We start from the raw sequence: 24,697 nt of genomic DNA on the forward strand, positions 1-24,697 counted from the left end.
ACCTAGAGGATATCCCTCACAGGCGGCTCAGGCTGTGCACCGGCAGCGGTGCGAGCGCCGCGCGACCGCTCAACCCCGCAAGTTCCACCACTACGGCCGCCCCGGCCACGTTGGCGCCACCGCGCTCAAGCAGGCGTCGCGTCGCGCCGATGGTGCCGCCGGTTGCTAACACGTCGTCAATGATCACGACACGGCGGCCCGCAACCTCGATGCCCTCAGCGAGAATCTCCAGAGTGGCGGCGCCGTACGCCCTGTAGTACTCCTCGCTGAGCACCGGCCGGGGCAGCTTGCCGCCCTTGCGAACGGCCAGCACACCCACTTCGAGCCGGGTGGCGACCGCGGCTGCCACCAGAAACCCGCGGGCGTCGACGCCGGCCACCAGGTCAGCTCCGGACGCCCGATCGGCCAGCGCTTCGGTTACCGCGGCCAATCCTCTTCGGTCGGCGAATAGCGGGGTGAGGTCCTTGAACTCGACGCCGGGAACCGGAAAGTCGGCCACATCCCGGGTCAGCGACGCAACCACGTCGGCCACAGATATGGCTGAGCTCCGGCGGGACTCACCGAGCGCCAATACCCGCCCGTCGTCGACCCAACGCTGCCGGCGGCGCTTCCCCCGTGCCTTTAAGGAGAGCCCCGTCGCGATCACGTTCAACACGTAGTCACCAGCCCATGTACCGCCATGGCACACATCCTCTCCCAGACAGCCCGGAGCACCTGCGACACTACGCTCCGATAGGTCCGCTTCTCGTCGTGGAATTCTGTCAATTACCTGCAGATGGCACTGGCCATCGTCACCGCGCCAGCGCCCAGCGATCCATGTTCCACCCTGCCCCCCATCGCGTCGGATTCCTGCTCACCGCATACATTTTCGTCGACATCAACAACGTGCGCTGCTGCCGGTACAACGGCAAGGTTGGCATCTCATCCCAGAGCACCGGCGCGGCCTCGGCAAGCAACCTGGCCCGCTCGGCGGGGTCGGCCGACACCGCGAGCGCGCTGATGATGCCGTCGATCTGAGCGTTTGCGTACCCCGATAGATTGTTTCCGTTGCCGCTGTGCAAGTCATAGGCATCCATCGCACACGATCCGCTCGATCCGCTGCCGGTGGCCCCACCGGTGCTCGCCAACAATACGTCAATCTTTCCGTCCCGCAGCGCTTGCGGTCCGGGTGTGTCCACCGTCACATCCGAAACGGTGATCCCGGCCGGGGCGCAGGCGTCGGCAATGGTTCCGATGGTGGCCGCCAACCGAGCGTTGGGCCTGCCGTAGCCGATCCGCACGGTCAGCGGCGTACCACCCAGCGCGTCGCGAGCGGCGGCGGGGTCCACCCGGCCGAACTGACGTGCTTCGGCGGCGCCGTCGGCATCGGTGAGGGCATCGTCGGTCGCCGGGGACAGCCGCGAGTTGGCAATCGGAACCCCGGCATCCCGAGCGATCGCGTCCCGGGGTACACACAACGCGAGCGCGCGGCGGGTGCGGCTTTGCGCGAGTGAACCTTGTGGTGCGAAGATCAGCTGCTCGATCCCGGCCGACGGGTAGTCGGTGCGCTGGTAGCTGTCGGGGGTTACCAGGGATCCCGATGAACCGGCCGCGACGTCGACCACGTCGACGCTGCGGTTGTTGACCCGGTCTTGGATATCGGCTCCCTGCGGCCAGACGGTGATCCGCTTCGTGATCGCCTTGGTGCCCCACCAACGATCATTGGCGACGAGCACCACGGCGCCATCGTCCAGGACGGATTCGATCTTGTACGGTCCCGACGAGGGGAAGCGGCTGCGGACTTCGTCGTGGCTGCGGCCCGGCTTGAGGTCCCACGTGGAATTCCACAGTCGCGCAATCTGTTCCACCGCTGACACGTTGTTGCTTAGCAACGCCGCGGTAACATCGATGTGCAGCTGGTCGGCGATCACGTGCGACGGCATCAGCGACGTCGCGGTGAACAGCTGGGAGTGGTCAACGACACTGCGATCCGGGATGAACGACACCCGGGCCTTTTTCTGCCCCGCCGTGCACTCGATGTTGGCGATGTCGACATAGCCGGCCTGCGTAGCAGCGTCGAAGCCGGGAAAGCGGCCGGATTGTGCCGCCCAGGCCAATACCAGGTCGTCACAGGTCACCGGCCTGCCGTCGGAATAGACGGCGTCGTCGGAGATCTGGTAGTCGAGGATCAACGGCGACCCCTCCACCACCGAGACCGTTCCGAAGTCGCGGTCAGCCACCACTTGGCCGTCGGGGCCGTGATAGCCAAACCCGGTGAGAGTCCGGGCGAATGCCTGCGCCCCGGCCGACGCGGCACCGATGACGGTATTGGTGTTGTAGGTGACCAGCGCGCCGTCGACCACGTAGTCGATCTGAGCCGCGGCGCTGCCCGAACACGCGGTCAGCGTGGTTGCGGCGACCAACGTCGCGGTACCAACGACTCGCAGGCCGGCGATGCGCGTATGACGCCGGCGGCGGGGGGCCACCGCGCCTACCGCCGACCGGCGTTCCGCTTGCCGGTCGGACGCCTGGTACCGACGGGACGCACTGGGCGCGCCCCCGGCGCCGGCTTGCTGGAGCCCTGGGCCGCCCGCGGGGCGGATTGGCTGCTGGCCTGCGTGATCCCCACCAGCGACTGTTCATCAGCGGCTGCCGGCTGCTCGCCGCCATCCGTGCTGGCGTCCTCTGATCCCGCCGGCGAGCCGGAGTTACGCCGTTTGAGCACCCGACGGGTGTGGTTGCGCACCAACTCCGTGCGCTCACGGAGGGTAACCAACAGCGGCGTGGCGAAGAAGATTGACGAGTAGGTGCCGATGATGATGCCGATCAGCTGCACCAGCGCCAGGTCTTTGAGAGTGCCGACGCCCAGCAGCCAGACCGCCACCACCATCAGCGCCAACACCGGCAACACGCCGATCAGGCTGGTGTTGATCGACCGCATGAACGTCTGGTTGATCGCCAGGTTGGCCTGCTCGGCGAAGGTGCGCCGGGTGGTGTGCTGGAAGCCATGGGTGTTCTCCTCGACCTTGTCGAACACGATGACGGTGTCATAGAGCGAGAACCCGAGAATGGTCAGCAGGCCGATGACCGTGGCCGGGGTGACTTCGAAACCCACCAGGGAATACACGCCGGCGGTGACGGTCAGGTCGAAGAGCATGGCCGTTATCGCCGAGATGGTCATGTAGCGCTCGTAGCGCACGGTAATGTAGAGGGCGACCAGCACCAGAAACACCACCAGCGCGATCACCGCCTTCTTGGTGATCTGACCGCCCCAGGTCTCCGACACCGCCGAGTCGCTGATGGCCTGCTTGCTGGGCTGACCGTCGGTTCCCTTGGGCCCGAAGGCCTCGAATAGGGCGTCCCGCAGCTTGGCCGTCTGGTCGCTGGTCAGCGTCTCCGAACGAATCTGCACCGTCGCCGAAGCACCGGCCCCGACGATCACCACCGACTGGGGCTCACTGCCGAGGGCCCGGTAGTAGACGTCTTCGACCTGCGCGACTTGGGTGCTGCCACGCGGGAACGACACCGTGGTACCGCCTTTGAAATCGATGCCGAAGGTGAACCCACGAAAGACGATGCTGGCGATGGCCACCGCGACGATCGCACCGCTCACGCCAAACCACAACCGGCGGCGTCCCACTACCTCAAACGCCCCGGTGCCGGTGTACAGGCGCGAAAGGAAGCTATGGTGCCCCAGCTTCGAGGCGGTGTCTGTGGTGCTGTCGCCGTCGGTCCGCGCCACAGCACTCTCGGTGGCCTCGGTGAGTTCGACCGCCGACGTGGCTTCGTCGTCGCGGCCGGTCTTTGCTTTCGACGCCATCGGCTATCCCCGTCCCGTCCGAGCCATGGCCCGGCGTTCGCGTGCGACCTGCTGCACCGCTCCCAGGCCGTTGTATGCCGGCTTGGCCAGCAGCGACGATTTGGACGCCAGATACACCAACGGCCACGTCACCAAGAACACCACGACGAGGTCCAGGATCGTGGTGAGGCCCAGGGTGAACGCGAACCCCTTCACCTGACCGATCGCCAGAAAGTACAGCACGGCAGCGGCCAGGAAAGTGACGGCGTTGCCCGACACGATCGTCTTGCGGGCACGCGCCCAACCGCGCGGCACTGCCGACCGGAACGAACGGCCTTCGCGGATCTCGTCTTTGATGCGTTCGAAGAACACCACGAACGAGTCGGCGGTGGTCCCGATACCGATGATCAGGCCCGCAATACCAGCCAGATCTAGGGTGTAGTTGATATATCGGCCCAAGAGCACCAGGATCGCAAAAACCATTGAGCCAGAAGCCACTAGCGACAAGGCCGTGAGCAGTCCCAGCACTCGGTAGTAGAGCAGCGAATACACCAGCACCAACAGCAGGCCGATCGCACCCGCGATCATGCCCGCGCGCAGCGATGACAACCCCAAGGTCGCCGAAACCGTTTGGGCTTCCGACGGTTCGAAGGACAGCGGCAGCGACCCGTACTTGAGGACGTTGGCGAGCTGGCGTGCGGTCGCCGCGGTGAATGGCGGATCCCCACCGCTGATCTGGGTTCGGCCGCCGGGGATCGCTTCCTGGATCTGCGGTGCACTGACAACCTGCGAGTCCAGGGTGAACGCCGTCTGGGTGCCGATATGGGCGGCGGTGTAGTCGGCCCAGATGTTGGCCGCCGGACCCTTGAACTGCAGGTCGACGACGTAGCCGATGCCGCGCTGGTCCATACCCGAGGTGGCGTTTTGGATCTGGTCGCCGCTGATGATCGACGGCGCCAGCAGGTACGCGGTCTTGTGGTCGGTCGAGCAGGTCACCAACGGCAGTTTCGGGTCGTCGTTGCCGGCCAAAATGTCGTCGCTCTCGCAGCGGGTCGCCTGGAATTGCAGTGCAACCATCTGCATGTATTGGTTGGTGCTCTGCCGCAGCTTCTTCTCCTGGGCGATGCGCTCGGCGAGATCCTTGCGCGGATCCGTGGCCGGCGCCTCAGCGGGCGGCGCCGGCGGCGGGCTGGCCGGTGAGGTCGGGTTGGGCGATGGCGCCGGGTCCTGCGGATAGGGCCGCGGTTGGGCCCCAGGTTGCGGTGAAGCCGGCGCCCCCGATTGGGCTGGCGGCGGTGCGGCGGGTTGACCGGGCGGCTGCGGTTCGGCGCTGGGTGCCGGCTGCGGTTCTTCGGCTGCGGGCTGCGCCGGCATCGAGTTGAGCACCGGCCGGATGTACAGCCGAGCGGTCTGTCCGAGGTTGCGTGCCTCGCTGCCGTCGTTGCCGGGCACCGTGATGACCAGGTTGTCACCGTCGACGACCACCTCCGACCCGGACACTCCCAGCCCGTTGACCCGCGCGCTGATGATTTGCTGCGCCTGTGCCAGCGCTTCCCGGCTCGGGGCCGAGCCGTCCGGTGTGCGCGCGGTCAGCGTGACCCTGGTGCCGCCCTGCAGGTCAATGCCGAGTTTGGGGGCGGTGTGCTTGTCCCCGGTGAAAAACACCAGCAAATAGATGCCGATCAGCATCACCAGGAACACCGACAGGTAACGGGCAGGGTGCACCGGCGCCGAAGACGATGCCACGTTCCTTGTATCTCCTCGAGAATCAGTTTTCTACCCCCGACAGAGCCTACGTGTCGCGCCGGGGCGCGTCGCGCAAGCGGCTCGTCGGTTCCGGTCGGCCGGTTGCCGGTCAGGAATCGTTGGTCACCCGGCGCTCGCCGGCCACGTCGTCAACATCCTTGTCAAGGTCCTCGTTGAGCTCCTCGTCGATGTCGTCGTCCGGCAGAATTCGGTCACGAATCGCCAACTTCATCCACGTGGTGACCACCCCGGGCGCGATCTCGAGGTCGATGGTGTCGTCGGCAATGGCGACGATGGTGGCTTCCAGCCCAGAAGTCGTGTGTACCCGCTCCCCGGGCTGCAACGAGTCGTGCAGATCGATGGTGGCTTGCATGGCCCGTCGCTGGCGGCGCGACGCGAAGTACATGAACCCACCCATGATGAGCAGGAACGGCAAGAACAAAACGAAACTCTCCATCAACCCGTCTTTCGTATTGGTATTGCGATCACGGTGCCAGGCCTACCCGCGGGCCGCGCACCTGGTAACAGTCCAGTGTGCCCGTCCAGTCTGGCAGGCCGGAAACATCGGTCAGCAGATAGGCTTTACCAGCGATGTGAACCGGCGAGCCGGGTGAGGAGGATCTGTGGCCAGCCTGCAGCAGAGTCGGCGCCTGGTCACCGAAATCCCCGGTCCCGCATCGCAGGCACTGACTCACCGCCGGGCGGCGGCGGTGTCCAGCGGTGTTGGGGTCACCCTGCCGGTGTTCGTAGCCCGCGCCGGCGGCGGCATCGTGGAAGACGTGGACGGTAACCGGCTCATCGACCTGGGTTCGGGCATCGCAGTGACGACGATCGGCAACTCGTCGCCACGCGTGGTGGATGCGGTGCGCACGCAGGTGGCCGAATTTACCCACACCTGCTTCATGGTGACGCCATACGAGGGGTACGTGGCCGTCGCCGAGCAACTCAACCGGATTACCCCAGGTTCGGGCCCCAAGCGCTCGGTGTTGTTCAATTCCGGCGCCGAGGCAGTCGAGAACGCCGTCAAGATCGCACGCTCCTACACCGGCAAGCCCGCGGTGGTGGCGTTCGACCACGCCTACCACGGTCGCACCAACCTAACGATGGCGCTGACCGCCAAGTCGATGCCCTACAAGAGCGGCTTCGGTCCGTTCGCGCCGGAGATCTACCGAGCGCCATTGTCTTACCCCTATCGGGACGGCCTCCTCGATAAGCAACTGGCTACCAATGGTGAGCTAGCCGCGGCCCGAGCCATCGGCGTCATCGACAAGCAGGTAGGCGCGAACAACCTGGCCGCCCTCGTCATCGAACCGATCCAGGGCGAAGGCGGTTTCATCGTTCCGGCCGAAGGGTTCCTACCTGCCCTCCTCGATTGGTGCCGCAAGAACCATGTGGTGTTCATCGCCGACGAGGTGCAAACCGGCTTTGCCCGTACCGGGGCGATGTTCGCCTGCGAGCACGAGGGCCCCGACGGTCTAGAGCCCGACCTGATCTGCACGGCCAAAGGCATCGCCGATGGATTGCCGCTGTCGGCGGTCACCGGCCGCGCCGAGATCATGAACGCCCCGCACGTGGGCGGCCTGGGCGGCACGTTCGGCGGCAACCCGGTGGCCTGTGCGGCCGCGCTGGCCACCATCGCAACCATCGAAAGCGACGGGCTGATCGAGCGGGCCCGCCAGATCGAACGCCTGGTGACCGACCGGTTGACGACGCTGCAGGCCGTCGACGACCGGATCGGCGACGTGCGTGGTCGCGGCGCCATGATCGCCGTAGAGCTGGTCAAATCCGGAACCACCGAGCCCGACGCCGGGCTGACCGAGCGGCTGGCGACCGCGGCCCACGCCGCCGGCGTCATCATTTTGACCTGCGGCATGTTCGGCAACATCATCCGGCTACTGCCGCCGCTGACCATCGGCGACGAGCTGCTGAGTGAGGGGCTGGACATCGTGTGCGCGATCTTGGCCGACCTCTGACGGCCTGCCGGCCCCGACTGCGTCATCCCGTGCCGCATCTCACAGCCGATCAGCAGCAGGCTTGCATTGTGTAATATATTTACTTTAGCTAACGTTCTATTGGTCGGGCGCAGCGCCGCGCCGTCGATTTCCCACCCTTTCCGGCACGCCGAGGTGACCGCATGTCGATCAACGATCAGCGACTGACACGCCGCGTCGAGGACCTATACGCCAGCGACGCCCAGTTCGCCGCCGCCAGTCCCAACGAGGCGATCACCCAGGCGATCGACCAGCCCGGGGTCGCGCTTCCACAGCTCATCCGTATGGTCATGGAGGGCTACGCCGATCGGCCGGCACTCGGCCAGCGTGCGCTCCGCTTCGTCACCGACCCCGACAGCGGCCGCACCATGGTCGAGCTACTGCCGCGGTTCGAGACCATCACCTACCGCGAACTGTGGGCCCGCGCCGGCACATTGGCCACCGCGTTGAGCGCTGAGCCCGCGATCCGGCCGGGCGACCGGGTTTGCGTGCTGGGCTTCAACAGCGTCGACTACACAACCATCGACATCGCGCTGATCCGGTTGGGCGCCGTGTCGGTTCCACTGCAGACCAGTGCGCCGGTCACCGGGTTGCGCCCGATCGTCACCGAGACCGAGCCGACGATGATCGCCACCAGCATCGACAATCTTGGCGACGCCGTCGAAGTGCTGGCCGGTCACGCCCCGGCCCGGCTGGTCGTATTCGATTACCACGGCAAGGTTGACACCCACCGCGAGGCCGTCGAAGCCGCCCGAGCTCGGTTGGCCGGCTCGGTGACCATCGACACACTTGCCGAACTGATCGAACGCGGCAGGGCGCTGCCGGCCACACCCATTGCCGACAGCGCCGACGACGCGCTGGCGCTGCTGATTTACACCTCGGGTAGTACCGGCGCACCCAAAGGCGCCATGTATCGCGAGAGCCAGGTGATGAGCTTCTGGCGCAAGTCGAGTGGCTGGTTCGAGCCGAGCGGTTACCCCTCGATCACGCTGAACTTCATGCCGATGAGCCACGTCGGGGGCCGTCAGGTGCTCTACGGGACGCTTTCCAACGGCGGTACCGCCTACTTCGTCGCCAAGAGCGACCTGTCGACGCTGTTCGAGGACCTCGCCCTGGTGCGGCCCACAGAATTGTGCTTCGTGCCGCGCATCTGGGACATGGTGTTCGCAGAGTTCCACAGCGAGGTCGACCGCCGCTTGGTGGACGGCGCCGATCGAGCGGCGCTGGAAGCGCAGGTGAAGGCCGAGCTGCGGGAGAACGTGCTCGGCGGACGGTTTGTCATGGCGCTGACCGGTTCCGCGCCGATCTCCGCTGAGATGACGGCGTGGGTCGAGTCCCTGCTGGCCGACGTGCATTTGGTGGAGGGTTACGGCTCCACCGAGGCCGGGATGGTCCTGAACGACGGCATGGTGCGGCGCCCCGCGGTGATCGACTACAAGCTGGTCGACGTGCCCGAGCTGGGCTACTTCGGCACCGATCAGCCCTACCCCCGGGGCGAGCTGCTGGTCAAGACGCAAACCATGTTCCCCGGCTACTACCAGCGCCCGGATGTCACCGCCGAGGTGTTCGACCCCGACGGCTTCTACCGGACCGGGGACATCATGGCCAAAGTAGGCCCCGACCAGTTCGTCTACCTCGACCGCCGCAACAACGTGCTAAAGCTCTCCCAGGGCGAGTTCATCGCCGTGTCGAAGCTCGAGGCGGTGTTCGGCGACAGCCCGCTGGTCCGACAGATCTTCATCTACGGCAACAGTGCCCGGGCCTACCCGCTGGCGGTGGTTGTCCCGTCCGGGGACGCGCTTTCTCGCCATGGCATCGAGAATCTCAAGCCCGTGATCAGCGAGTCCCTGCAGGAGGTAGCGAGGGCGGCCGGCCTGCAATCCTACGAGATTCCACGCGACTTCATCATCGAAACCACGCCGTTCACCCTGGAGAACGGCCTGCTCACCGGCATCCGCAAGCTGGCACGCCCGCAGTTGAAGAAGTTCTATGGCGAACGTCTCGAGCGGCTCTATACCGAGCTGGCCGATAGCCAATCCAACGAGCTGCGCGAGCTGCGGCAAAGCGGTCCCGATGCGCCGGTGCTTCCGACGCTGTGCCGTGCCGCGGCTGCGTTGCTGGGCTCTACCGCTGCGGATGTGCGGCCGGACGCGCACTTCGCCGACCTGGGTGGTGACTCGCTCTCGGCGCTGTCGTTGGCCAACCTGCTGCACGAGATCTTCGGCGTCGACGTGCCGGTGGGTGTCATTGTCAGCCCGGCAAGCGACCTGCGGGCCCTGGCCGACCACATCGAAGCAGCGCGCACCGGCGTCAGGCGACCCAGCTTCGCCTCGATACACGGTCGCTCCGCGACGGAAGTGCACGCCAGCGACCTCACGCTGGACAAGTTCATCGACGCTGCCACCCTGGCCGCAGCCCCGAACCTGCCGGCACCGAGCGCCCAAGTGCGCACCGTACTGCTGACCGGCGCCACCGGCTTTTTGGGTCGCTACCTGGCGCTGGAATGGCTCGACCGCATGGACCTGGTCAACGGCAAGCTGATCTGCCTGGTCCGCGCCAGATCCGACGAGGAAGCACAAGCCCGGCTGGACGCGACGTTCGATAGCGGCGACCCGTATTTGGTGCGGCACTACCGCGAATTGGGCGCCGGCCGCCTCGAGGTGCTCGCCGGCGACAAGGGCGAGGCCGACCTGGGCCTGGACCGGGTCACCTGGCAGCGGCTAGCCGACACGGTGGACCTGATCGTGGACCCCGCGGCCCTGGTCAACCACGTGCTGCCGTATAGCCAGCTGTTCGGCCCAAACGCGGCGGGCACCGCCGAGTTGCTTCGGCTGGCGCTGACCGGCAAGCGCAAGCCATACATCTACACCTCGACGATCGCCGTGGGCGAGCAGATCCCGCCGGAGGCGTTCACCGAGGACGCCGACATCCGGGCCATCAGCCCGACCCGCAGGATCGACGACAGCTACGCCAACGGCTACGCGAACAGCAAGTGGGCCGGCGAGGTGCTGCTGCGCGAAGCTCACGAGCAGTGCGGCCTGCCGGTGACGGTCTTCCGCTGCGACATGATCCTGGCCGACACCAGCTATACCGGTCAGCTCAACCTGCCGGACATGTTCACCCGGCTGATGCTGAGCCTGGCCGCTACCGGCATCGCACCCGGTTCGTTCTATGAGCTGGATGCGCACGGCAATCGGCAACGCGCCCACTATGACGGCTTGCCGGTCGAATTCGTCGCAGAAGCCATTTGCACCCTTGGGACACATAGCCCGGACCGTTTTGTCACCTACCACGTGATGAACCCCTACGACGACGGCATCGGGCTGGACGAGTTCGTCGACTGGCTCAACTCCCCAACTAGCGGGTCCGGTTGCACGATCCAGCGGATCGCCGACTACGGCGAGTGGCTGCAGCGGTTCGAGACTTCGCTGCGTGCCTTGCCGGATCGCCAGCGCCACGCCTCGCTGCTGCCCTTGCTGCACAACTACCGAGAGCCTGCAAAGCCGATATGCGGGTCAATCGCGCCCACCGACCAGTTCCGCGCTGCCGTCCAAGAAGCGAAAATCGGTCCGGACAAAGACATTCCGCACCTCACGGCGGCGATCATCGCGAAGTACATCAGCAACCTGCGACTGCTCGGGCTGCTGTGATCGGGCCTGGCCGCCGCGGCGCCGGGTAACCAAGCAGCCCGTTACGCCCAGTTCGCCTATGAGAAGGCAGTAAGAAGCGCGAAAAATGGCAGACCCCGACGGAGGCCCTCTGAAAGAGTCTTGATCATCAGGGCGCGTGACATGTGTCACATGACGGGTTGGGAGGGTGGCTGATGTCGTTTGTCACGGCAGCTCCAGAGATGCTGGCGACGGCGGCGCAGAATGTCGCGAATATCGGCACATCGCTGAGTGCGGCAAACGCGACGGCAGCGGCGTCCACGACCTCGGTGCTGGCGGCCGGAGCCGACGAGGTATCGCAGGCTATCGCAAGGCTGTTCAGTGATTACGCCACGCACTATCAGTCGCTGAACGCTCAAGCCGCGGCATTTCATCACAGCTTCGTGCAAACGTTGAACGCCGCCGGTGGCGCCTATTCGAGCGCCGAGGCGGCCAACGCTTCGGCGCAGGCGTTGGAACAGAATCTGTTGGCCGTGATCAATGCGCCCGCCCAGGCGTTGTTCGGGCGTCCCCTGATCGGCAATGGCGCGAATGGAACAGCGGCCAGCCCCAACGGCGGTGATGGTGGGATTTTGTACGGCAACGGCGGCAACGGCTTCTCCCAAACGACCGCCGGGGTGGCCGGCGGCGCCGGTGGTTCCGCGGGCCTGATCGGCAACGGCGGCAATGGTGGCGCCGGTGGGGCCGGTGCTGCCGGCGGGGCCGGCGGCGCCGGCGGATGGCTGCTCGGCAACGGTGGCGCCGGCGGTCCCGGCGGCCCAACGGACGTTCCTGCCGGCACAGGTGGAGCCGGCGGGGCCGGCGGCGACGCCCCATTGATCGGCTGGGGCGGCAACGGCGGGCCCGGCGGTTTCGCTGCTTTTGGAAACGGTGGGGCCGGCGGCAACGGCGGCGCCAGCGGTTCGCTCTTTGGCGTCGGCGGCGCCGGCGGCGTCGGCGGATCGAGCGAAGACGTCGGCGGCACCGGCGGGGCCGGCGGCGCTGGCCGCGGTCTATTCCTTGGCCTGGGCGGTGATGGCGGCGCCGGCGGCACCAGCAACAACAACGGCGGTGACGGTGGCGCCGGCGGCACCGCGGGAGGTCGATTGTTCAGCCTGGGCGGTGACGGTGGCAACGGTGGTGCCGGTACCGCAATCGGATCCAACGCCGGTGACGGTGGCGCCGGCGGTGACAGCAGCGCCCTGATCGGCTACGCCCAGGGCGGCTCCGGCGGCCTCGGCGGCTTCGGCGAAAGTACCGGCGGCGACGGCGGCCTGGGCGGCGCCGGCGCTGTGCTCATCGGCACGGGCGTCGGCGGTTTCGGCGGCCTCGGTGGCGGCTCCAACGGCACCGGGGGCGCGGGCGGCGCGGGCGGCACGGGCGCCACGCTGATCGGCCTGGGCGCCGGCGGCGGCGGCGGCATCGGCGGGTTCGCCGTCAACGTGGGCAACGGCGTCGGCGGTCTGGGCGGCCAGGGCGGCCAGGGCGCCGCGCTGATCGGCCTGGGCGCCGGCGGTGCCGGCGGTGCCGGCGGCGCCACAGTCGTTGGACTTGGTGGCAATGGCGGTGACGGCGGTGACGGTGGCGGCCTGTTTAGTATCGGCGTCGGTGGGGACGGCGGCAACGCCGGCAACGGCGCCATGCCTGCCAATGGCGGCAACGGCGGCAACGCCGGGGTCATTGCCAACGGCTCCTTTGCCCCGTCGTTCGTCGGCTTCGGCGGCAACGGCGGCAACGGCGTCAATGGCGGCACCGGCGGCAGCGGCGGGATCCTTTTTGGCGCCAACGGCGCGAACGGACCGTCGTAGCGGGTCCTCCAGCGCACTACTCGAACAACCCCGGTTGACTCGCTCCGACCGGTGGCGTCATGCCCAGGTGCGTCCAGGCCAGGGCGGTGGCCACCCGGCCGCGCGGGGTGCGCGCGACCATACCCGCGCGCACCAGAAATGGTTCGCACACCTCCTCGACCGTGGCGGCCTCCTCCCCGACCGCCACCGCCAGCGTCGACACACCCACTGGACCACCGCCGAAGCTGCGGGTCAGCGCCGAGAGCACCGCTCGGTCCAGCCGGTCCAGACCCAGCTCGTCGACGTCGTAGACCTCCAGTGCGGCCTTGGCGACGTCGCGGGTGATGACGCCGTCGGCGCGCACCTCGGCGAAGTCACGCACCCGGCGCAACAACCGGTTGGCGATCCGCGGCGTTCCCCGAGAACGGCGGGCGATTTCGGCGCCGGCGTCGGCGCCCAGCTCGATACCCAGAATTCCGGCGGAGCGGGCCAGCACCCGCTCCAGCTCGGCGGGCTCGTAGAAATCCATGTGCGCGGTGAAGCCGAACCGGTCGCGCAGCGGGCCGGTCAACGCGCCCGACCGGGTAGTCGCCCCGACCAGGGTGAACGGCGCGACCTCCAGCGGAATCGACGTGGCCCCAGGACCTTTGCCGACCACCACATCGACGCGGAAGTCTTCCATCGCCAGATACAGCATCTCCTCGGCGGGCCGGGCGATGCGGTGGATCTCGTCGATAAACAACACGTCGTGCTCGACCAGGTTGGACAGCATCGCCGCCAGGTCACCGGCGCGTTCCAACGCCGGCCCCGACGTCACCCGCAGCGAGGACCCCAGCTCGGCGGCGATGATCATCGCCAACGACGTCTTGCCCAAGCCCGGCGGACCGGACAGCAGAATGTGATCCGGTGTGCCGCCGCGGTTTTTGGCTCCCTCGATGACCAGCTGCAGCTGTTCGCGGACCCGGGGCTGGCCGATGAATTCGCGTAACGAGCGCGGCCGCAGGCTGACGTCGATGTCGCCCTCTCCGACGGTGAGTGCGGGCGAAACGTCGCGGTCGGACCGCTCGGTCATCGGGCCTTCCCCAGCAACGACAAGGCAGACCGCAGCGCGCTGGATGTCGTCGCGTCATGGTTGGCGGCCAGCACCGTATCGGTGGCCTCCTCGGCCTGTTTGGCCGCAAAGCCCAGGCCGACCAGAGCCTCGACCACGGGACTGCGCACCGCGTGGCCGTTGGTCGAGAGTGCGCCGCCGGTGGCTGCCACCCCAACCTTGTCGCGTAGTTCCAACACCATGCGTTCGGCGCCCCGCTTGCCGATCCCAGGCACCCGGGTCAGGGCGGCGACGTTGCCGTCGGCCAGCACCTGCCGTAGCGCCGGAGCGTCGTGCACGGCCAGTGCCGCCATCGCCAGCCGGGGCCCAACGCCGGAGACCGACAGCAGCGTCAGGAATAGGTCGCGGGTTTCCCCGTCGGGAAACCCGTACAGCGTCATCGAGTCCTCGCGCACAATCATCGCGGTGATCAGCCGGGCCTCGGTGCCTTGCCGCAACGTCGCCAGCGTCGCCGGTGTCGCGTTCACTCGGTAGCCCACACCGGCGGCCTCGATCACCACATGGTCAAGCGCCACCTCGAGCACCTCACCGCGGACCGAGGCGATCATCGGGCGGCCTTCAGCTTGGCTAGGTACGCATGACGCTGCTGCGCTGCTCGTGCTTCCGCCCTCGACGTGGCCTCAGCCATCCGGGCGATCGTCGGCGCCCGCCAACAGTGACAGATCGCCAGCGCCAAAGCGTCGGCCGCGTCGGCCGGTGTCGGTTTAGCTTGCAGCGCAAGGATTTTGGTGACCATCGCGGTGACCTGAGCCTTGTCTGCGGAACCGTTGCCAGTGACCGCCGCCTTGACCTCGCTGGGGGTATGGAAATGCACGTCGACACCACGTTTGGCCGCCGCCAGGGCGATCACGCCGCCGGCCTGCGCGGTGCCCATCACCGTGGTCACGTTGAGCTGAGAGAACACCCGTTCGATAGCCACCACCTCCGGATGATGGGTGTCCAGCCAGTGCTCGACGGCATCGCTGATGGCCAACAGGCGCTGCGCCAAGGCCGCATCCGACGGTGTGCGCACCACGTCGACATCCAGCGCGGTGAGCTGCCGACCACGCCCACTCTCGATAAGCGACAGCCCGCATCGGGTCAACCCGGGATCGACACCCATCACCCGCACCGCACGCTCCCTCAGCCATTTCCGAACAATCGTTCGATACGCTAGCGGATCGTCCCGACATCCCGCGCAGGACACGCCTATGGAACGTGCGATGGTAAATTTCCTACCATGCGAACAACCATCGATGTCGCAGGACGTCTGGTGATTCCCAAGCGGATTCGCGAGCGCCTTGGCTTGCGCGGGAACGACCAGGTGGAGATCACCGAGCGCGATGGGCGCATCGAGATTGAGCCGGCCCCGACCGGTGTCGAACTCGTTCGGGAAGGCTCGGTTCTCGTCGCACGGCCAGAACGTCCCCTGCCCCCGTTGACCGACGAAATCGTTCGGGAAACGCTCGATCGCACACGGCGGTGATCGCACCAGACACCAGCGTGCTGGTTGCCGGATTCGCGACCTGGCACGAAGGGCACGAGGCCGCCGTGCGCGCGCTCAACCGTGGCGTCCATCTGATCGCGCACGCGGCTGTGGAAACCTATTCGGTCTTGACCCGGCTACCACCGCCGCATCGTATTGCCCCTGTTGCCGTCCACGCCTACTTGGCGGACATCACCTCCAGCAACTACCTGGCACTGGATGCCTGCTCATATCGCGGCTTGACCGACCACCTCGCCGAGCACGATGTCACCGGTGGCGCAACCTACGATGCCCTGGTCGGCTTCACGGCGAAAGCTGCCGGCGCAAAGCTGCTGACTCGCGACCTGCGCGCGGTCGAAACGTACGAGCGATTGCGGGTCGAGGTTGAGCTGGTGACCTGAGAAACCGTTGCCGTTGAGTGTGTTTGAGTTGCACGCTCACCGACACCCGGATGGTGCACCAGTGAGCTGGGGTGACCGCGGCCGAGACCTGCCGGGTTCCCGGCCGGACAACTCGCCCGTTGTGACCCCCGGTCCCGCGAAAGCTGTTACGTTAAACGGCGCCATCGATATGCGACCGATCGACCAACCGCGGCGCAGCGGTACGAGAGGGTATGCGTGGGAAATCTGCTGGTCGTGATTGCCGTGGCGCTGTTCATCGCCGCCATCGTCGTTCTCGTCGTGGCCATCCGGCGGCCCAAAACACCAGCCACGCCGGGCGGGCGCCGGGATCCGCTGGCCTTCGACGCAATGCCGCAATTCGGCCCCCGCCAACTCGGACCCGGCGCAATTGTCAGCCACGGTGGCATCGACTATGTGGTCCGCGGATCAGTCACCTTTCGCGAGGGTCCCTTCGTGTGGTGGGAACACTTGCTGGAAGGCGGCGACACGCCAACCTGGCTGAGCGTGCAAGAGGACGACGGGCGTCTCGAGCTTGCGATGTGGGTGAAACGCACCGATCTGGGCTTGCAGCCCGGTGGCCAGCACGTGATCGACGGCGTGACGTTTCAGGAGACCGAGCGCGGTCACGCCGGATATACCACCGAGGGCACGACGGGCCTGCCGGCCGGCGGTGAGATGGACTACGTCGACTGCGCCAGTGCCGGTCAGGGGGCCGACGAGTCCATGCTGCTGTCATTCGAGCGCTGGGCACCGGACATGGGATGGGAGATAGCGACCGGCAAGTCCGTACTGGCCGGCGAGCTCACCGTCTACCCCGCGCCCCCAGTCTCGGCATAGGGCCGAATCGGTGCCACTTCATCAGCTCGCCATAGCGCCGGTGGACGTATCAGGGGCATTGCTTGGACTCGTGCTGAACGCACCCGCGCCGCGGCCACTGGCCACCCACCGACTGGCCCACACCGACGGCAGCGCACTGCAGCTCGGCGTCCTCGGCGCGTCGCATGTCGTCACCGTCGAGGGACGCTTCTGCGAGGAAGTCTCCTGCGTGGCCCGCAGCCGGGGCGGCGATCTGCCCGAGTCCACCCACGCACCCGGCTACCACCTCCAATCCCATACCGAGACGCACGACGAGGCGGCGTTTCGGCGACTCGCGCGCCACCTGCGTGAACGCTGCACGCGGGCAACCGGGTGGCTGGGCGGTGTGTTTCCCGGTGATGACGCCGCGCTGACCGCACTCGCCGCCGAACCCGATGGAACCGGGTGGCGTTGGCGGACTTGGCATCTGTACCCGAGCGCGTCCGGCGGGACGGTGGTCCACACGACGAGCCGATGGCGTCCATGAGCCGCAACCGCCTGTTCCTGGTTGCCGGCAGCTTGGCGGTTGCCGCCGCCGTGTCCTTGATCTCTGGAATCACGCTGCTGAACAGGGACGTTGGCTCGTATATCGCCTCGCACTATCGCCAAGAATCCCGTGACGTGAACGGAACGCGATACCTGTGCACCGGATCGCCCAAACAGGTGGCCACCACGCTCGTCAAGTACCAGACCCCGGCGGCGCGCGCGTCGCATACCGACACCGAGTACCTGCGTTACCGCAACAACATCGTGACGGTCGGACCCGACGGCACCTATCCGTGCATCATCCGCGTCGAAAACCTCAGCGCCGGATATAACCACGGCGCATATGTCTTCCTGGGCCCTGGATTCACCCCTGGGTCCCCGTCGGGCGGTTCGGGGGGCAGCCCGGGCGGTCCTGGCGGCAGCAAGTAAGGCGATGACGCAAAGGAGAGAGTCATGTATTAGGCCGGAGTCGATTTCGGGACCATCAGCCTTACCCCGATCCTGCATGGGGTGGTGGCCACCGTCTTGTACTTCCTAGTGGGCGCCGCCGTGCTAGTCGCAGGCTTTCTGATGGTCAACCTGTTGACCCCGGGCGATCTGCGTCGCCTAGTGTTCATCGACCGCCGCCCCAACGCCGTGGTTCTGGCCGCCACAATGTATGTGGCGCTGGCCATCGTCACCATCGCCGCCATCTACGCCAGCTCCAATCAGCTGGCCCAGGGCCTGATCGGCGTGGCGGTGTACGGAATCGTCGGTGTCGCGCTGCAGGGGGTGGCACTGGTGATCCTCGAGATCGCGGTGCCGGGGCGATTCCGTGAGCACATCGACGCACCTGCGCTGCATCCGGCGGTGTTCGCTACCGCCGTCATGCTGCTGGCGGTAGCGGGGGTAATCGCCGCCGCGTTGTCATGACGTCCACCCGGCAGGCGGGCGAAGCCACCGAAGCTTCGGTACGGTGGCGGGCCGTGCTGCTGGCCGCGGTCGCGGCGTGCGCGGCCTGCGGTCTCGTTTACGAGCTCGCGCTGCTGACACTGGCGGCGAGCCTGAACGGCGGCGGGATCGTGGCCACCTCCCTGATCGTCGCGGGCTACATAGCCGCGCTGGGAGCAGGCGCCTTGCTGATCAAGCCGCTACTTGCACACGCGGCCATCGCGTTCATCGCCGTGGAGGCGGTGCTGGGCATCATCGGCGGATTGTCCGCGGCGGCGCTGTATGCGGCGTTCGCGTTCCTGGACGAGCTCGACGGGTCGACGCTGGTTCTTGCGGTGGGCACCGCCCTGATCGGCGGGCTGGTCGGCGCCGAGGTGCCGCTGCTGATGACGCTGTTGCAGCGCGGCCGCGTGGCAGGGGCCGCCGATGCCGGACGCACCCTGGCCAACCTCAACGCGGCCGACTATCTGGGCGCGTTGGTCGGCGGGCTGGCCTGGCCATTCCTGCTGCTGCCGCAGTTAGGGATGATCCGCGGTGCGGCGGTCACCGGCATCGTCAATCTGGCGGCCGCCGGGGTTGTGTCGATCTTCCTGCTGCGCCACGTCGTGTCCGGCCGGCAACTGGTGACCGCCTTATGCGCGCTCGCCGCGGCGCTCGGGCTGATCGCCACACTGCTGGTGCATTCCCACGACATTGAGACCACCGGCCGCCAACAGCTCTACGCCGACCCGATCATCGCCTACCGACACAGCGCCTACCAGGAAATCGTGGTCACCCGCCGCGGCGATGACCTGCGCCTCTACCTGGACGGAGGTTTGCAGTTCTGCACCCGCGACGAATACCGCTACACCGAAAGCCTGGTCTACCCGGCAGTCTCCGATGGCGCGCGTTCGGTGCTGGTGCTCGGTGGCGGCGACGGACTGGCAGCCCGCGAACTGCTGCGCCAACCCGGCATCGAGCAGATCGTGCAGGTGGAACTCGACCCCGCGGTCATCGAACTGGCGCGCACCACCCTGCGCGACGTCAACGCCGGTTCGCTGGACAACCCGCGCGTACACGTCGTGATCGACGACGCCATGAGCTGGCTACGCGGCGCCGCGGTCCCCCCGGCTGGCTTCGACGCAGTGATCGTCGACCTTCGCGACCCCGATACTCCCGTGCTGGGTCGGCTGTATTCCACCGAGTTCTACGCACTCGCCGCCCGCGCGCTCGCGCCCGGCGGGCTCATGGTCGTGCAGGCAGGCAGCCCGTATTCGACCCCGACTGCGTTCTGGCGCATCATCTCCACGATCCGGTCCGCCGGGTATGCCGTCACGCCCTACCACGTGCACGTGCCCACCTTCGGCGACTGGGGATTCGCCCTGGCACGCCTTACAGACATCGCGCCCACCCCCGCTGTGCCGAGCACTGCCCCTGCACTGCGCTTCCTGGACCAACAGGTGCTCGAGGCCGCGACCGTGTTTTCCGGCGACATCCGGCCCCGCACGTTGGACCCGTCGACCCTGGACAATCCGCACATTGTTGAGGACATGCGGCACGGCTGGGACTAGCGCACCCATCTAGGGCGGCCAGGGTTTGCACAACGCAGCACGGGTTCCGAACGGAACCGGGGCCCGCTCGTAGCCCGGCCATAAAAGCATAAAAACAGTATGCTGGGTAAATGAAGACCACGCTCGACCTGCCTGATGAACTGATGCGCGCTATCAAGGTCCGCGCGGCGCAGCAGGGCCGCAAGATGAAAGATGTCGTGACCGAACTGCTCAGATCCGGTCTGTCCCAGACGCACAGCGGGGCTCCAATCCCAACGCCGCGGCGCGTGCAGCTTCCCCTGGTGCATTGCGGTGGCGCGGCTACCCGCGAACAAGAAATGACGCCGGAGCGTGTTGCCGCGGCCTTGCTCGACCAGGAGGCCCAGTGGTGGTCCGGACACGACGATGCTGCTCTGTGACACCAACATCTGGCTGGCGTTGGCGCTTTCCGGACACGTGCACCACAGGGCCTCGCGCGCATGGCTAGACACCATCAACGCGCCCGGAGTCATCCACTTTTGCCGCGCAACCCAACAGTCGCTCCTTCGGCTGTTGACGAATCGGACGGTGCTGGGCGCGTATGGCAGCCCACCACTGACCAACCGCGAAGCGTGGGCGGCCTATGCCGCGTTCCTGGATGACGACCGCATCGTGCTGGCCGGCGCCGAACCTGATGGTTTGGAGGCCCAGTGGAGAGCCTTCGCCGTTCGCCAGTCGCCGGCGCCCAAGGTTTGGATGGATGCCTACCTAGCTGCTTTCGCACTTACCGGTGGATTCGAGTTGGTGACGACTGACACCGCCTTCACCCAGTACGGCGGAATCGAGCTGCGGCTCCTGGCCAAGTGACAGCGCAAGCCCCGCAGTGCTCACTCGTCGTCGAGGGCGGCCAGCACCTCGTCGGACACGTCGACGTTGGTCCACACGTTCTGCACGTCGTCACTGTCTTCTAGCGCGTCGACGAGCTTGAACACTTTCCGTGCGCCGTCCAGGTCCACGGGCACGCTGACCGAGGGTTGAAAGCTGGCCTCGGCCGATTCGTAATCGATGCCGGCATCTTGCAAAGCGCTACGAACCGCGACCAGTTCCGCGGGCTCGGAGATGACCTCGAAACTGTCGCCCAGGTCGTTGACGTCCTCGGCACCGGCTTCCAGAACAGCCGCCAGCACATCGTCTTCGGTCAAGCCGTTCTTTTCCAGGGTCACCACGCCTTTGCGGGAGAACAGGTAGGACACCGACCCCGGATCGGCCATGGTGCCACCATTGCGCGTCATCGCCACCCGCACCTCGCTGGCGGCGCGATTGCGGTTGTCGGTCAGACACTCGATCAGCACCGCCACCCCGTTGGGCGCGTAGCCCTCGTACATGATGGTCTGCCAGTCGGCGCCGCCGGCCTCCTCGCCGGCGCCGCGCTTGCGGGCCCGTTCGATGTTCTCGTTGGGAACCGAGCTCTTCTTCGCCTTCTGAATCGCGTCGTAGAGCGTGGGGTTGCCGGCCGGATCACCGCCACCGACACGCGCCGCCACCTCGATGTTCTTGATCAGCCGGGCGAACATCTTGCCGCGGCGGGCGTCGACGACGGCCTTCTTGTGCTTGGTGGTGGCCCACTTGGAATGGCCGCTCATCGCAGTGATTTACCTCTTCTGTTGCTCGTTCGCCAGACGAGTCTACGTGGGGGTTGTGGGCGGCGAGCCAACCGGCACGAGCAGACACAAAAGCTCCAAATTTCGGCCTGAAACGGGTGCTTTTGCGACTGCTCACGCCGCGGAGGTGACGATGTCGACGAACAACTGATGAATGCGGCGATCGCCGGTCATCTCCGGATGAAACGCGGTGGCAAGCACCGCACCCTGGCGCACCGCGACGATGTGCCCCGCCGCGCGGGCCAGCACCTGCACACCGTCACCGACTCGCTCAACCCATGGCGCCCGGATGAACACCGCGCGCACCGGATCGTCTAGACCAGCGAACTCGATATCGCCTTCAAACGAGTCAACCTGACTTCCAAAAGCATTGCGCCGCACCGTCATATTCATCGCACGCAGGGGCAGCGCCTGGCGGCCTGCCGCACCGGCGTCCAGGATCTCGCTGGCCAACAGAATCATGCCCGCGCACGAACCATAGGCCGGAAGCCCATCGGCGAGCCGGGCCCGCAGCGGTCCCAGCAGGTCGAGGTCGAGCAGCAGGTGGCTCATCGTGGTGGATTCCCCGCCCGGGATGACCAGCGCGTCCACCGCGTCAAGTTCGTCGCGGCGCCGCACCGTCATCGGCTCGGCCCCGCATTCGCGCAGCGCAGCCAGGTGCTCCCGGGTGTCGCCCTGCAGCGCCAGCACCCCGACCCGTGGAACGCTCACAGCCCGCTCACTGCCCCACCGACCGGTGACCGCGCCGGTGGCGGGTCAGCCCCTCCTGCATGACCGCCGCGACCATCTCCCCGGACCGTGTGAAAATCTCGCCCCGAGTCAGCGCACGACCGCCGCTGGCCGACGGCGACGACTGGTCGTACAGCAACCACTCGTCGGCGCGGAAGGGTCGCATGAACCACATCGCATGGTCCAGCGATGCCACCTGCAGCTGGTCGCGCACATCGAGGTGGTTGACTTGTGCCGATCCCAGCAGCGTGAGGTCGCTCATGTAGGCGAGTGCACAGATGTGCAACACCGGGTCGTCGGGCAACGGGTCACGGTGGCGAAGCCACACCTGCTGCTGGGAAGCCTTGCCCGGCAAAAGCCGCAGGCGCTCCCGGGGCACGATGCACACGTCCCACTCGTCGAACTGCCGGAACCCGGCATCATCGAAAACCTTGATCGAGTTCAACCCCGGCAGGCCGTCGGGCGGCGGCGCCGCTGGCATAACGTCTTGGTGGGTAATGCCCTCCTGTTCGGTCTGGAACGACGCCGCCATGCTGAATATGGTTTCCCCGTGCTGGACTGCGTTGACCCGCCTGGTGCAGAACGATCCACCGTCGCGGATGCGTTCGACCAGAAAAACCGTGCGCTCCTTGGCATCTCCAGGCCGAAGAAAATAGCCGTGCAGCGAGTGCACCATGTACCGCGGGTCGACGGTGCGCACCGCCGACACCAGCGACTGGCCGGCTACATGACCACCGAAAGTGCGTTGCAGGAAGCCCGATTCGGGGCTGAACACGCTTCCTCGGTAGATGTTGACCTCAAGTTGCTCAAGATCAAGGATCTCTTCGATCGACACGCGATGACCGTCTGCTCGTCGCGGGTTCTCACCAGCCGCGCTGGGCGAGCCGATGACCGACAGCGATCTCGTCCACGTTGATGCCCACCATCGCCTCGCCCAGCCCGCGCGACACCTTGGCCAGCACATCGGGATCGTCGAAGAACGTGGTGGCCTTGACGATCGCGGCGGCGCGGTGCTCAGGGGCGCCGGACTTGAAAATACCGGAACCCACGAAGACGCCCTCGGCGCCAAGCTGCATCATCATCGCCGCGTCGGCGGGCGTGGCGATACCCCCGGCGGTGAACAGTGTGACCGGCAACTTGCCCGCCCGAGCTACCTCGGCAACGAGTTCATAGGGCGCTTGCAATTCTTTTGCCGCGACAAACAATTCGTCCTCCGACATCGACGTCAACCGGCGGATCTCACCACCGATGGCCCGCATGTGTGTGGTCGCGTTGGAGACGTCTCCGGTCCCGGCCTCGCCCTTGGACCGGATCATGGCCGCTCCCTCGCTGATGCGCCTCAACGCCTCACCGAGATTGGTCGCCCCACACACGAAAGGCACCGTGAAGTTCCACTTGTCGATATGGTGGGCGTAGTCAGCGGGCGTCAGCACCTCGGACTCGTCGATGTAGTCGACGCCCAACGTCTGCAGGATCTGCGCCTCGACAAAGTGGCCGATGCGCACTTTAGCCATCACCGGGATGGTGACCGCGGCGATGATGCCCTCGATCATGTCGGGGTCACTCATCCGCGACACCCCGCCCTGGGCGCGGATATCGGCGGGCACCCTTTCCAACGCCATTACCGCAACCGCACCGGCGCCCTCGGCGATGCGGGCCTGCTCCGGGGTGACAACGTCCATGATGACGCCGCCCTTGAGCATCTCGGCCATGCCGCGCTTGACCCGCGCCGTACCGGTCGCTGGGTTACCTGCAGGATCCATGGTGCCTCCTCTTGTCCCCACTACGATACGACCGCTACCGCGCCGGTCTGCTAGCCACTCAGGGGCGTGGCCAGGACGCCGATTGGTAAATTACGAATCCCTCAGCCGTGCAGCACCGGAGGCCGGAATGGACGATGACGCCCAAATGGTCGCGATCGATAAAGACCAATTGGCAAGGATGCGTGGCGAATACGGCCCGGAGAAGGATGGCTGCGGAGATCTGGACTTCGACTGGCTCGACGACGGCTGGCTCACGCTGCTGCGGCGCTGGTTGAACGATGCACAACGCGCCGGAGTGAGTGAACCGAACGCGATGGTGCTCGCCACCGTTGCCGACGGAAAACCGGTGACCCGTTCGGTACTTTGCAAAATCCTGGACGAGTCCGGTGTCGCGTTCTTTACCAGCTACACCTCCGCCAAAGGCGAGCAGCTCGCCGTGACACCATACGCATCGGCAACCTTTCCCTGGTACCAGCTAGGTCGCCAGGCACACGTACAGGGCCCAGTCAGCAAGGTCAGCACCGAGGAGATATTCACGTATTGGTCCATGCGCCCCCGGGGCGCGCAGCTGGGTGCGTGGGCCTCGCAGCAGTCGCGCCCGGTCGGTTCTCGCGCCCAGCTCGATAACCAGCTCGCCGAGGTGACGCGTCGCTTCGCCGACCAGGACCAGATCCCGGTGCCCCCAGGATGGGGCGGCTACCGCATCGCTCCGGAAATCGTGGAATTCTGGCAGGGCCGGGAGAACCGCATGCACAACCGAATCCGCGTCGCCAATGGCCGGCTGGAACGGTTGCAACCCTGATCGTCGAGTCTGGCCACCTCGCGGGCGAAGTTTGACG

25 protein-coding genes are annotated in these 24,697 nt (G+C 66.6%); 13 read left to right on the plus strand and 12 right to left on the minus strand.

Going from position 1 to position 24,697, the window contains the following annotated elements; genetic code table 11:
* Positions 1-16: 16 nt before the first annotated feature.
* From apt to yajC, 5 genes are all read right to left on the minus strand, one after another.
* Positions 17-688, minus strand: coding sequence for an adenine phosphoribosyltransferase (apt, locus tag Rv2584c; RefSeq protein ID NP_217100.1), 672 nt, complete (start codon positions 686-688; stop codon positions 17-19).
* A gap of 103 nt (positions 689-791) precedes the next feature.
* Positions 792-2,465, minus strand: coding sequence for a lipoprotein (locus Rv2585c; RefSeq protein ID NP_217101.1), 1,674 nt, complete (start codon positions 2,463-2,465; stop codon positions 792-794).
* Positions 2,466-2,470: 5 nt separating this feature from the next.
* On the minus strand, positions 2,471-3,799 hold the full coding sequence (gene secF / locus Rv2586c; RefSeq protein NP_217102.1) for a protein translocase subunit SecF: 1,329 nt from the start codon (positions 3,797-3,799) through the stop codon (positions 2,471-2,473).
* A 3-nt stretch (positions 3,800-3,802) separates the two neighbouring features.
* Positions 3,803-5,524: a protein translocase subunit SecD gene (gene secD, locus Rv2587c; RefSeq protein NP_217103.1), complete on the minus strand. Its 1,722-nt coding sequence runs from the start codon at positions 5,522-5,524 to the stop codon at positions 3,803-3,805.
* A gap of 109 nt (positions 5,525-5,633) precedes the next feature.
* Positions 5,634-5,981: a membrane protein secretion factor YajC gene (gene yajC / locus Rv2588c; RefSeq protein NP_217104.1), complete on the minus strand. Its 348-nt coding sequence runs from the start codon at positions 5,979-5,981 to the stop codon at positions 5,634-5,636.
* Positions 5,982-6,147: 166 nt separating this feature from the next.
* Between yajC and gabT the strand changes: the two genes are divergently transcribed.
* The 3 genes from gabT (at position 6,148) to PE_PGRS44 (ending at position 12,970) form a co-directional block, all read left to right on the plus strand.
* A complete protein-coding gene (gene gabT, locus Rv2589) occupies positions 6,148-7,497 on the plus strand; it encodes a 4-aminobutyrate aminotransferase (RefSeq protein NP_217105.1) in 1,350 nt (449 codons plus the stop codon).
* Positions 7,498-7,658: 161 nt separating this feature from the next.
* The gene (fadD9, locus tag Rv2590; protein NP_217106.1) at positions 7,659-11,165 is read left to right on the plus strand and encodes a fatty-acid--CoA ligase FadD9; all 3,507 of its coding nucleotides are present in this window, start codon (positions 7,659-7,661) and stop codon (positions 11,163-11,165) included.
* Positions 11,166-11,338: 173 nt separating this feature from the next.
* Positions 11,339-12,970: a PE-PGRS family protein PE_PGRS44 gene (gene PE_PGRS44, locus Rv2591; RefSeq protein ID YP_177891.1), complete on the plus strand. Its 1,632-nt coding sequence runs from the start codon at positions 11,339-11,341 to the stop codon at positions 12,968-12,970.
* A gap of 16 nt (positions 12,971-12,986) precedes the next feature.
* Here PE_PGRS44 and ruvB read toward each other — a convergent pair whose 3' ends face one another.
* Genes ruvB through ruvC form a run of 3 tightly spaced genes read right to left on the minus strand, consistent with a single transcriptional unit; the run spans position 12,987 to position 15,171 of the window.
* A complete protein-coding gene (gene ruvB / locus Rv2592c; protein NP_217108.1) occupies positions 12,987-14,021 on the minus strand; it encodes a Holliday junction ATP-dependent DNA helicase RuvB in 1,035 nt (344 codons plus the stop codon).
* Positions 14,018-14,608, minus strand: coding sequence for a Holliday junction ATP-dependent DNA helicase RuvA (ruvA, locus tag Rv2593c; RefSeq protein NP_217109.1), 591 nt, complete (start codon positions 14,606-14,608; stop codon positions 14,018-14,020). The genes ruvB and ruvA overlap by 4 nt, the downstream gene beginning before the upstream one ends.
* A complete protein-coding gene (ruvC, locus tag Rv2594c) occupies positions 14,605-15,171 on the minus strand; it encodes a crossover junction endodeoxyribonuclease RuvC (RefSeq protein NP_217110.1) in 567 nt (188 codons plus the stop codon). The genes ruvA and ruvC overlap by 4 nt, the downstream gene beginning before the upstream one ends.
* Positions 15,172-15,279: 108 nt before the next feature.
* Between ruvC and vapB40 the strand changes: the two genes are divergently transcribed.
* The 9 genes from vapB40 to vapC41 all read left to right on the plus strand — a co-directional run bounded on the left by vapB40 (position 15,280) and on the right by vapC41 (position 20,572).
* Positions 15,280-15,525: an antitoxin VapB40 gene (gene vapB40 / locus Rv2595; protein NP_217111.1), complete on the plus strand. Its 246-nt coding sequence runs from the start codon at positions 15,280-15,282 to the stop codon at positions 15,523-15,525.
* Positions 15,522-15,926, plus strand: a complete 405-nt coding sequence (gene vapC40, locus Rv2596) for a ribonuclease VapC40 (protein ID NP_217112.1) — start codon at positions 15,522-15,524, stop codon at positions 15,924-15,926. Before vapB40 ends, vapC40 begins: the two co-directional genes overlap by 4 nt.
* 216 nt (positions 15,927-16,142) lie before the next feature.
* Positions 16,143-16,763 carry a membrane protein gene (locus Rv2597; RefSeq protein NP_217113.1) on the plus strand — a complete coding sequence of 207 codons (621 nt, stop codon included), beginning with the start codon at positions 16,143-16,145 and terminating at the stop codon, positions 16,761-16,763.
* Between the two features lie 10 nt (positions 16,764-16,773).
* Positions 16,774-17,268: a hypothetical protein gene (locus tag Rv2598; RefSeq protein NP_217114.1), complete on the plus strand. Its 495-nt coding sequence runs from the start codon at positions 16,774-16,776 to the stop codon at positions 17,266-17,268.
* Positions 17,265-17,696 (plus strand): membrane protein, encoded by a 432-nt coding sequence (locus Rv2599; protein NP_217115.1) that lies wholly within the window; start codon positions 17,265-17,267, stop codon positions 17,694-17,696. Before Rv2598 ends, Rv2599 begins: the two co-directional genes overlap by 4 nt.
* An 81-nt stretch (positions 17,697-17,777) precedes the next feature.
* Positions 17,778-18,179 carry an integral membrane protein gene (locus Rv2600; protein ID NP_217116.1) on the plus strand — a complete coding sequence of 134 codons (402 nt, stop codon included), beginning with the start codon at positions 17,778-17,780 and terminating at the stop codon, positions 18,177-18,179.
* Entirely contained in the window at positions 18,176-19,747 is a 1,572-nt protein-coding gene (speE, locus tag Rv2601) for a spermidine synthase (RefSeq protein YP_177892.1), read from the plus strand. The genes Rv2600 and speE overlap by 4 nt, the downstream gene beginning before the upstream one ends.
* Positions 19,748-19,857: 110 nt before the next feature.
* Positions 19,858-20,145, plus strand: coding sequence for an antitoxin VapB41 (vapB41, locus tag Rv2601A; protein ID YP_177673.1), 288 nt, complete (start codon positions 19,858-19,860; stop codon positions 20,143-20,145).
* Positions 20,132-20,572, plus strand: coding sequence for a ribonuclease VapC41 (gene vapC41 / locus Rv2602; protein ID NP_217118.1), 441 nt, complete (start codon positions 20,132-20,134; stop codon positions 20,570-20,572). Before vapB41 ends, vapC41 begins: the two co-directional genes overlap by 14 nt.
* Positions 20,573-20,592: 20 nt before the next feature.
* On the opposite strand, the gene Rv2603c is transcribed toward vapC41, so the two are convergent.
* From Rv2603c to snzP, 4 genes are all read right to left on the minus strand, one after another.
* Positions 20,593-21,348 (minus strand): transcriptional regulator, encoded by a 756-nt coding sequence (locus tag Rv2603c; RefSeq protein NP_217119.1) that lies wholly within the window; start codon positions 21,346-21,348, stop codon positions 20,593-20,595.
* 132 nt (positions 21,349-21,480) lie between these two features.
* Positions 21,481-22,077, minus strand: a complete 597-nt coding sequence (gene snoP / locus Rv2604c; protein NP_217120.1) for a glutamine amidotransferase SnoP — start codon at positions 22,075-22,077, stop codon at positions 21,481-21,483.
* A gap of 7 nt (positions 22,078-22,084) precedes the next feature.
* Entirely contained in the window at positions 22,085-22,930 is an 846-nt protein-coding gene (tesB2, locus tag Rv2605c) for an acyl-CoA thioesterase II (RefSeq protein NP_217121.1), read from the minus strand.
* Positions 22,931-22,958: 28 nt separating this feature from the next.
* A complete protein-coding gene (gene snzP / locus Rv2606c; RefSeq protein ID NP_217122.1) occupies positions 22,959-23,858 on the minus strand; it encodes a pyridoxine biosynthesis protein in 900 nt (299 codons plus the stop codon).
* 127 nt (positions 23,859-23,985) lie between these two features.
* Between snzP and pdxH the strand changes: the two genes are divergently transcribed.
* The gene (pdxH, locus tag Rv2607; RefSeq protein NP_217123.1) at positions 23,986-24,660 is read left to right on the plus strand and encodes a pyridoxine/pyridoxamine 5'-phosphate oxidase; all 675 of its coding nucleotides are present in this window, start codon (positions 23,986-23,988) and stop codon (positions 24,658-24,660) included.
* The last annotated feature ends 37 nt before the right edge of the window (positions 24,661-24,697 follow it).

It is taken from the genome of Mycobacterium tuberculosis H37Rv (genome assembly GCF_000195955.2).
GTDB classification, from domain to species: domain Bacteria; phylum Actinomycetota; class Actinomycetes; order Mycobacteriales; family Mycobacteriaceae; genus Mycobacterium; species Mycobacterium tuberculosis.

Excerpts from the sequence above, each read along its gene's own strand:
- secF (NP_217102.1), bottom strand. The coding sequence starts at position 3,799 with ATGGCGTCGAAAGCAAAGACCGGCCGCGACGACGAAGCCACGTCGGCG.
- yajC (NP_217104.1), bottom strand. The coding sequence starts at position 5,981 with ATGGAGAGTTTCGTTTTGTTCTTGCCGTTCCTGCTCATCATGGGTGGG.
- fadD9 (NP_217106.1), top strand. The coding sequence starts at position 7,659 with ATGTCGATCAACGATCAGCGACTGACACGCCGCGTCGAGGACCTATAC.
- PE_PGRS44 (YP_177891.1), top strand. The coding sequence starts at position 11,339 with ATGTCGTTTGTCACGGCAGCTCCAGAGATGCTGGCGACGGCGGCGCAG.
- ruvB (NP_217108.1), bottom strand. The coding sequence starts at position 14,021 with ATGACCGAGCGGTCCGACCGCGACGTTTCGCCCGCACTCACCGTCGGA.
- ruvA (NP_217109.1), bottom strand. The coding sequence starts at position 14,608 with ATGATCGCCTCGGTCCGCGGTGAGGTGCTCGAGGTGGCGCTTGACCAT.
- vapB40 (NP_217111.1), top strand. The coding sequence starts at position 15,280 with ATGCGAACAACCATCGATGTCGCAGGACGTCTGGTGATTCCCAAGCGG.
- Rv2599 (NP_217115.1), top strand. The coding sequence starts at position 17,265 with ATGAGCCGCAACCGCCTGTTCCTGGTTGCCGGCAGCTTGGCGGTTGCC.
- speE (YP_177892.1), top strand. The coding sequence starts at position 18,176 with ATGACGTCCACCCGGCAGGCGGGCGAAGCCACCGAAGCTTCGGTACGG.
- vapB41 (YP_177673.1), top strand. The coding sequence starts at position 19,858 with ATGAAGACCACGCTCGACCTGCCTGATGAACTGATGCGCGCTATCAAG.
- vapC41 (NP_217118.1), top strand. The coding sequence starts at position 20,132 with ATGCTGCTCTGTGACACCAACATCTGGCTGGCGTTGGCGCTTTCCGGA.
- Rv2603c (NP_217119.1), bottom strand. The coding sequence starts at position 21,348 with ATGAGCGGCCATTCCAAGTGGGCCACCACCAAGCACAAGAAGGCCGTC.
- snzP (NP_217122.1), bottom strand. The coding sequence starts at position 23,858 with ATGGATCCTGCAGGTAACCCAGCGACCGGTACGGCGCGGGTCAAGCGC.
- pdxH (NP_217123.1), top strand. The coding sequence starts at position 23,986 with ATGGACGATGACGCCCAAATGGTCGCGATCGATAAAGACCAATTGGCA.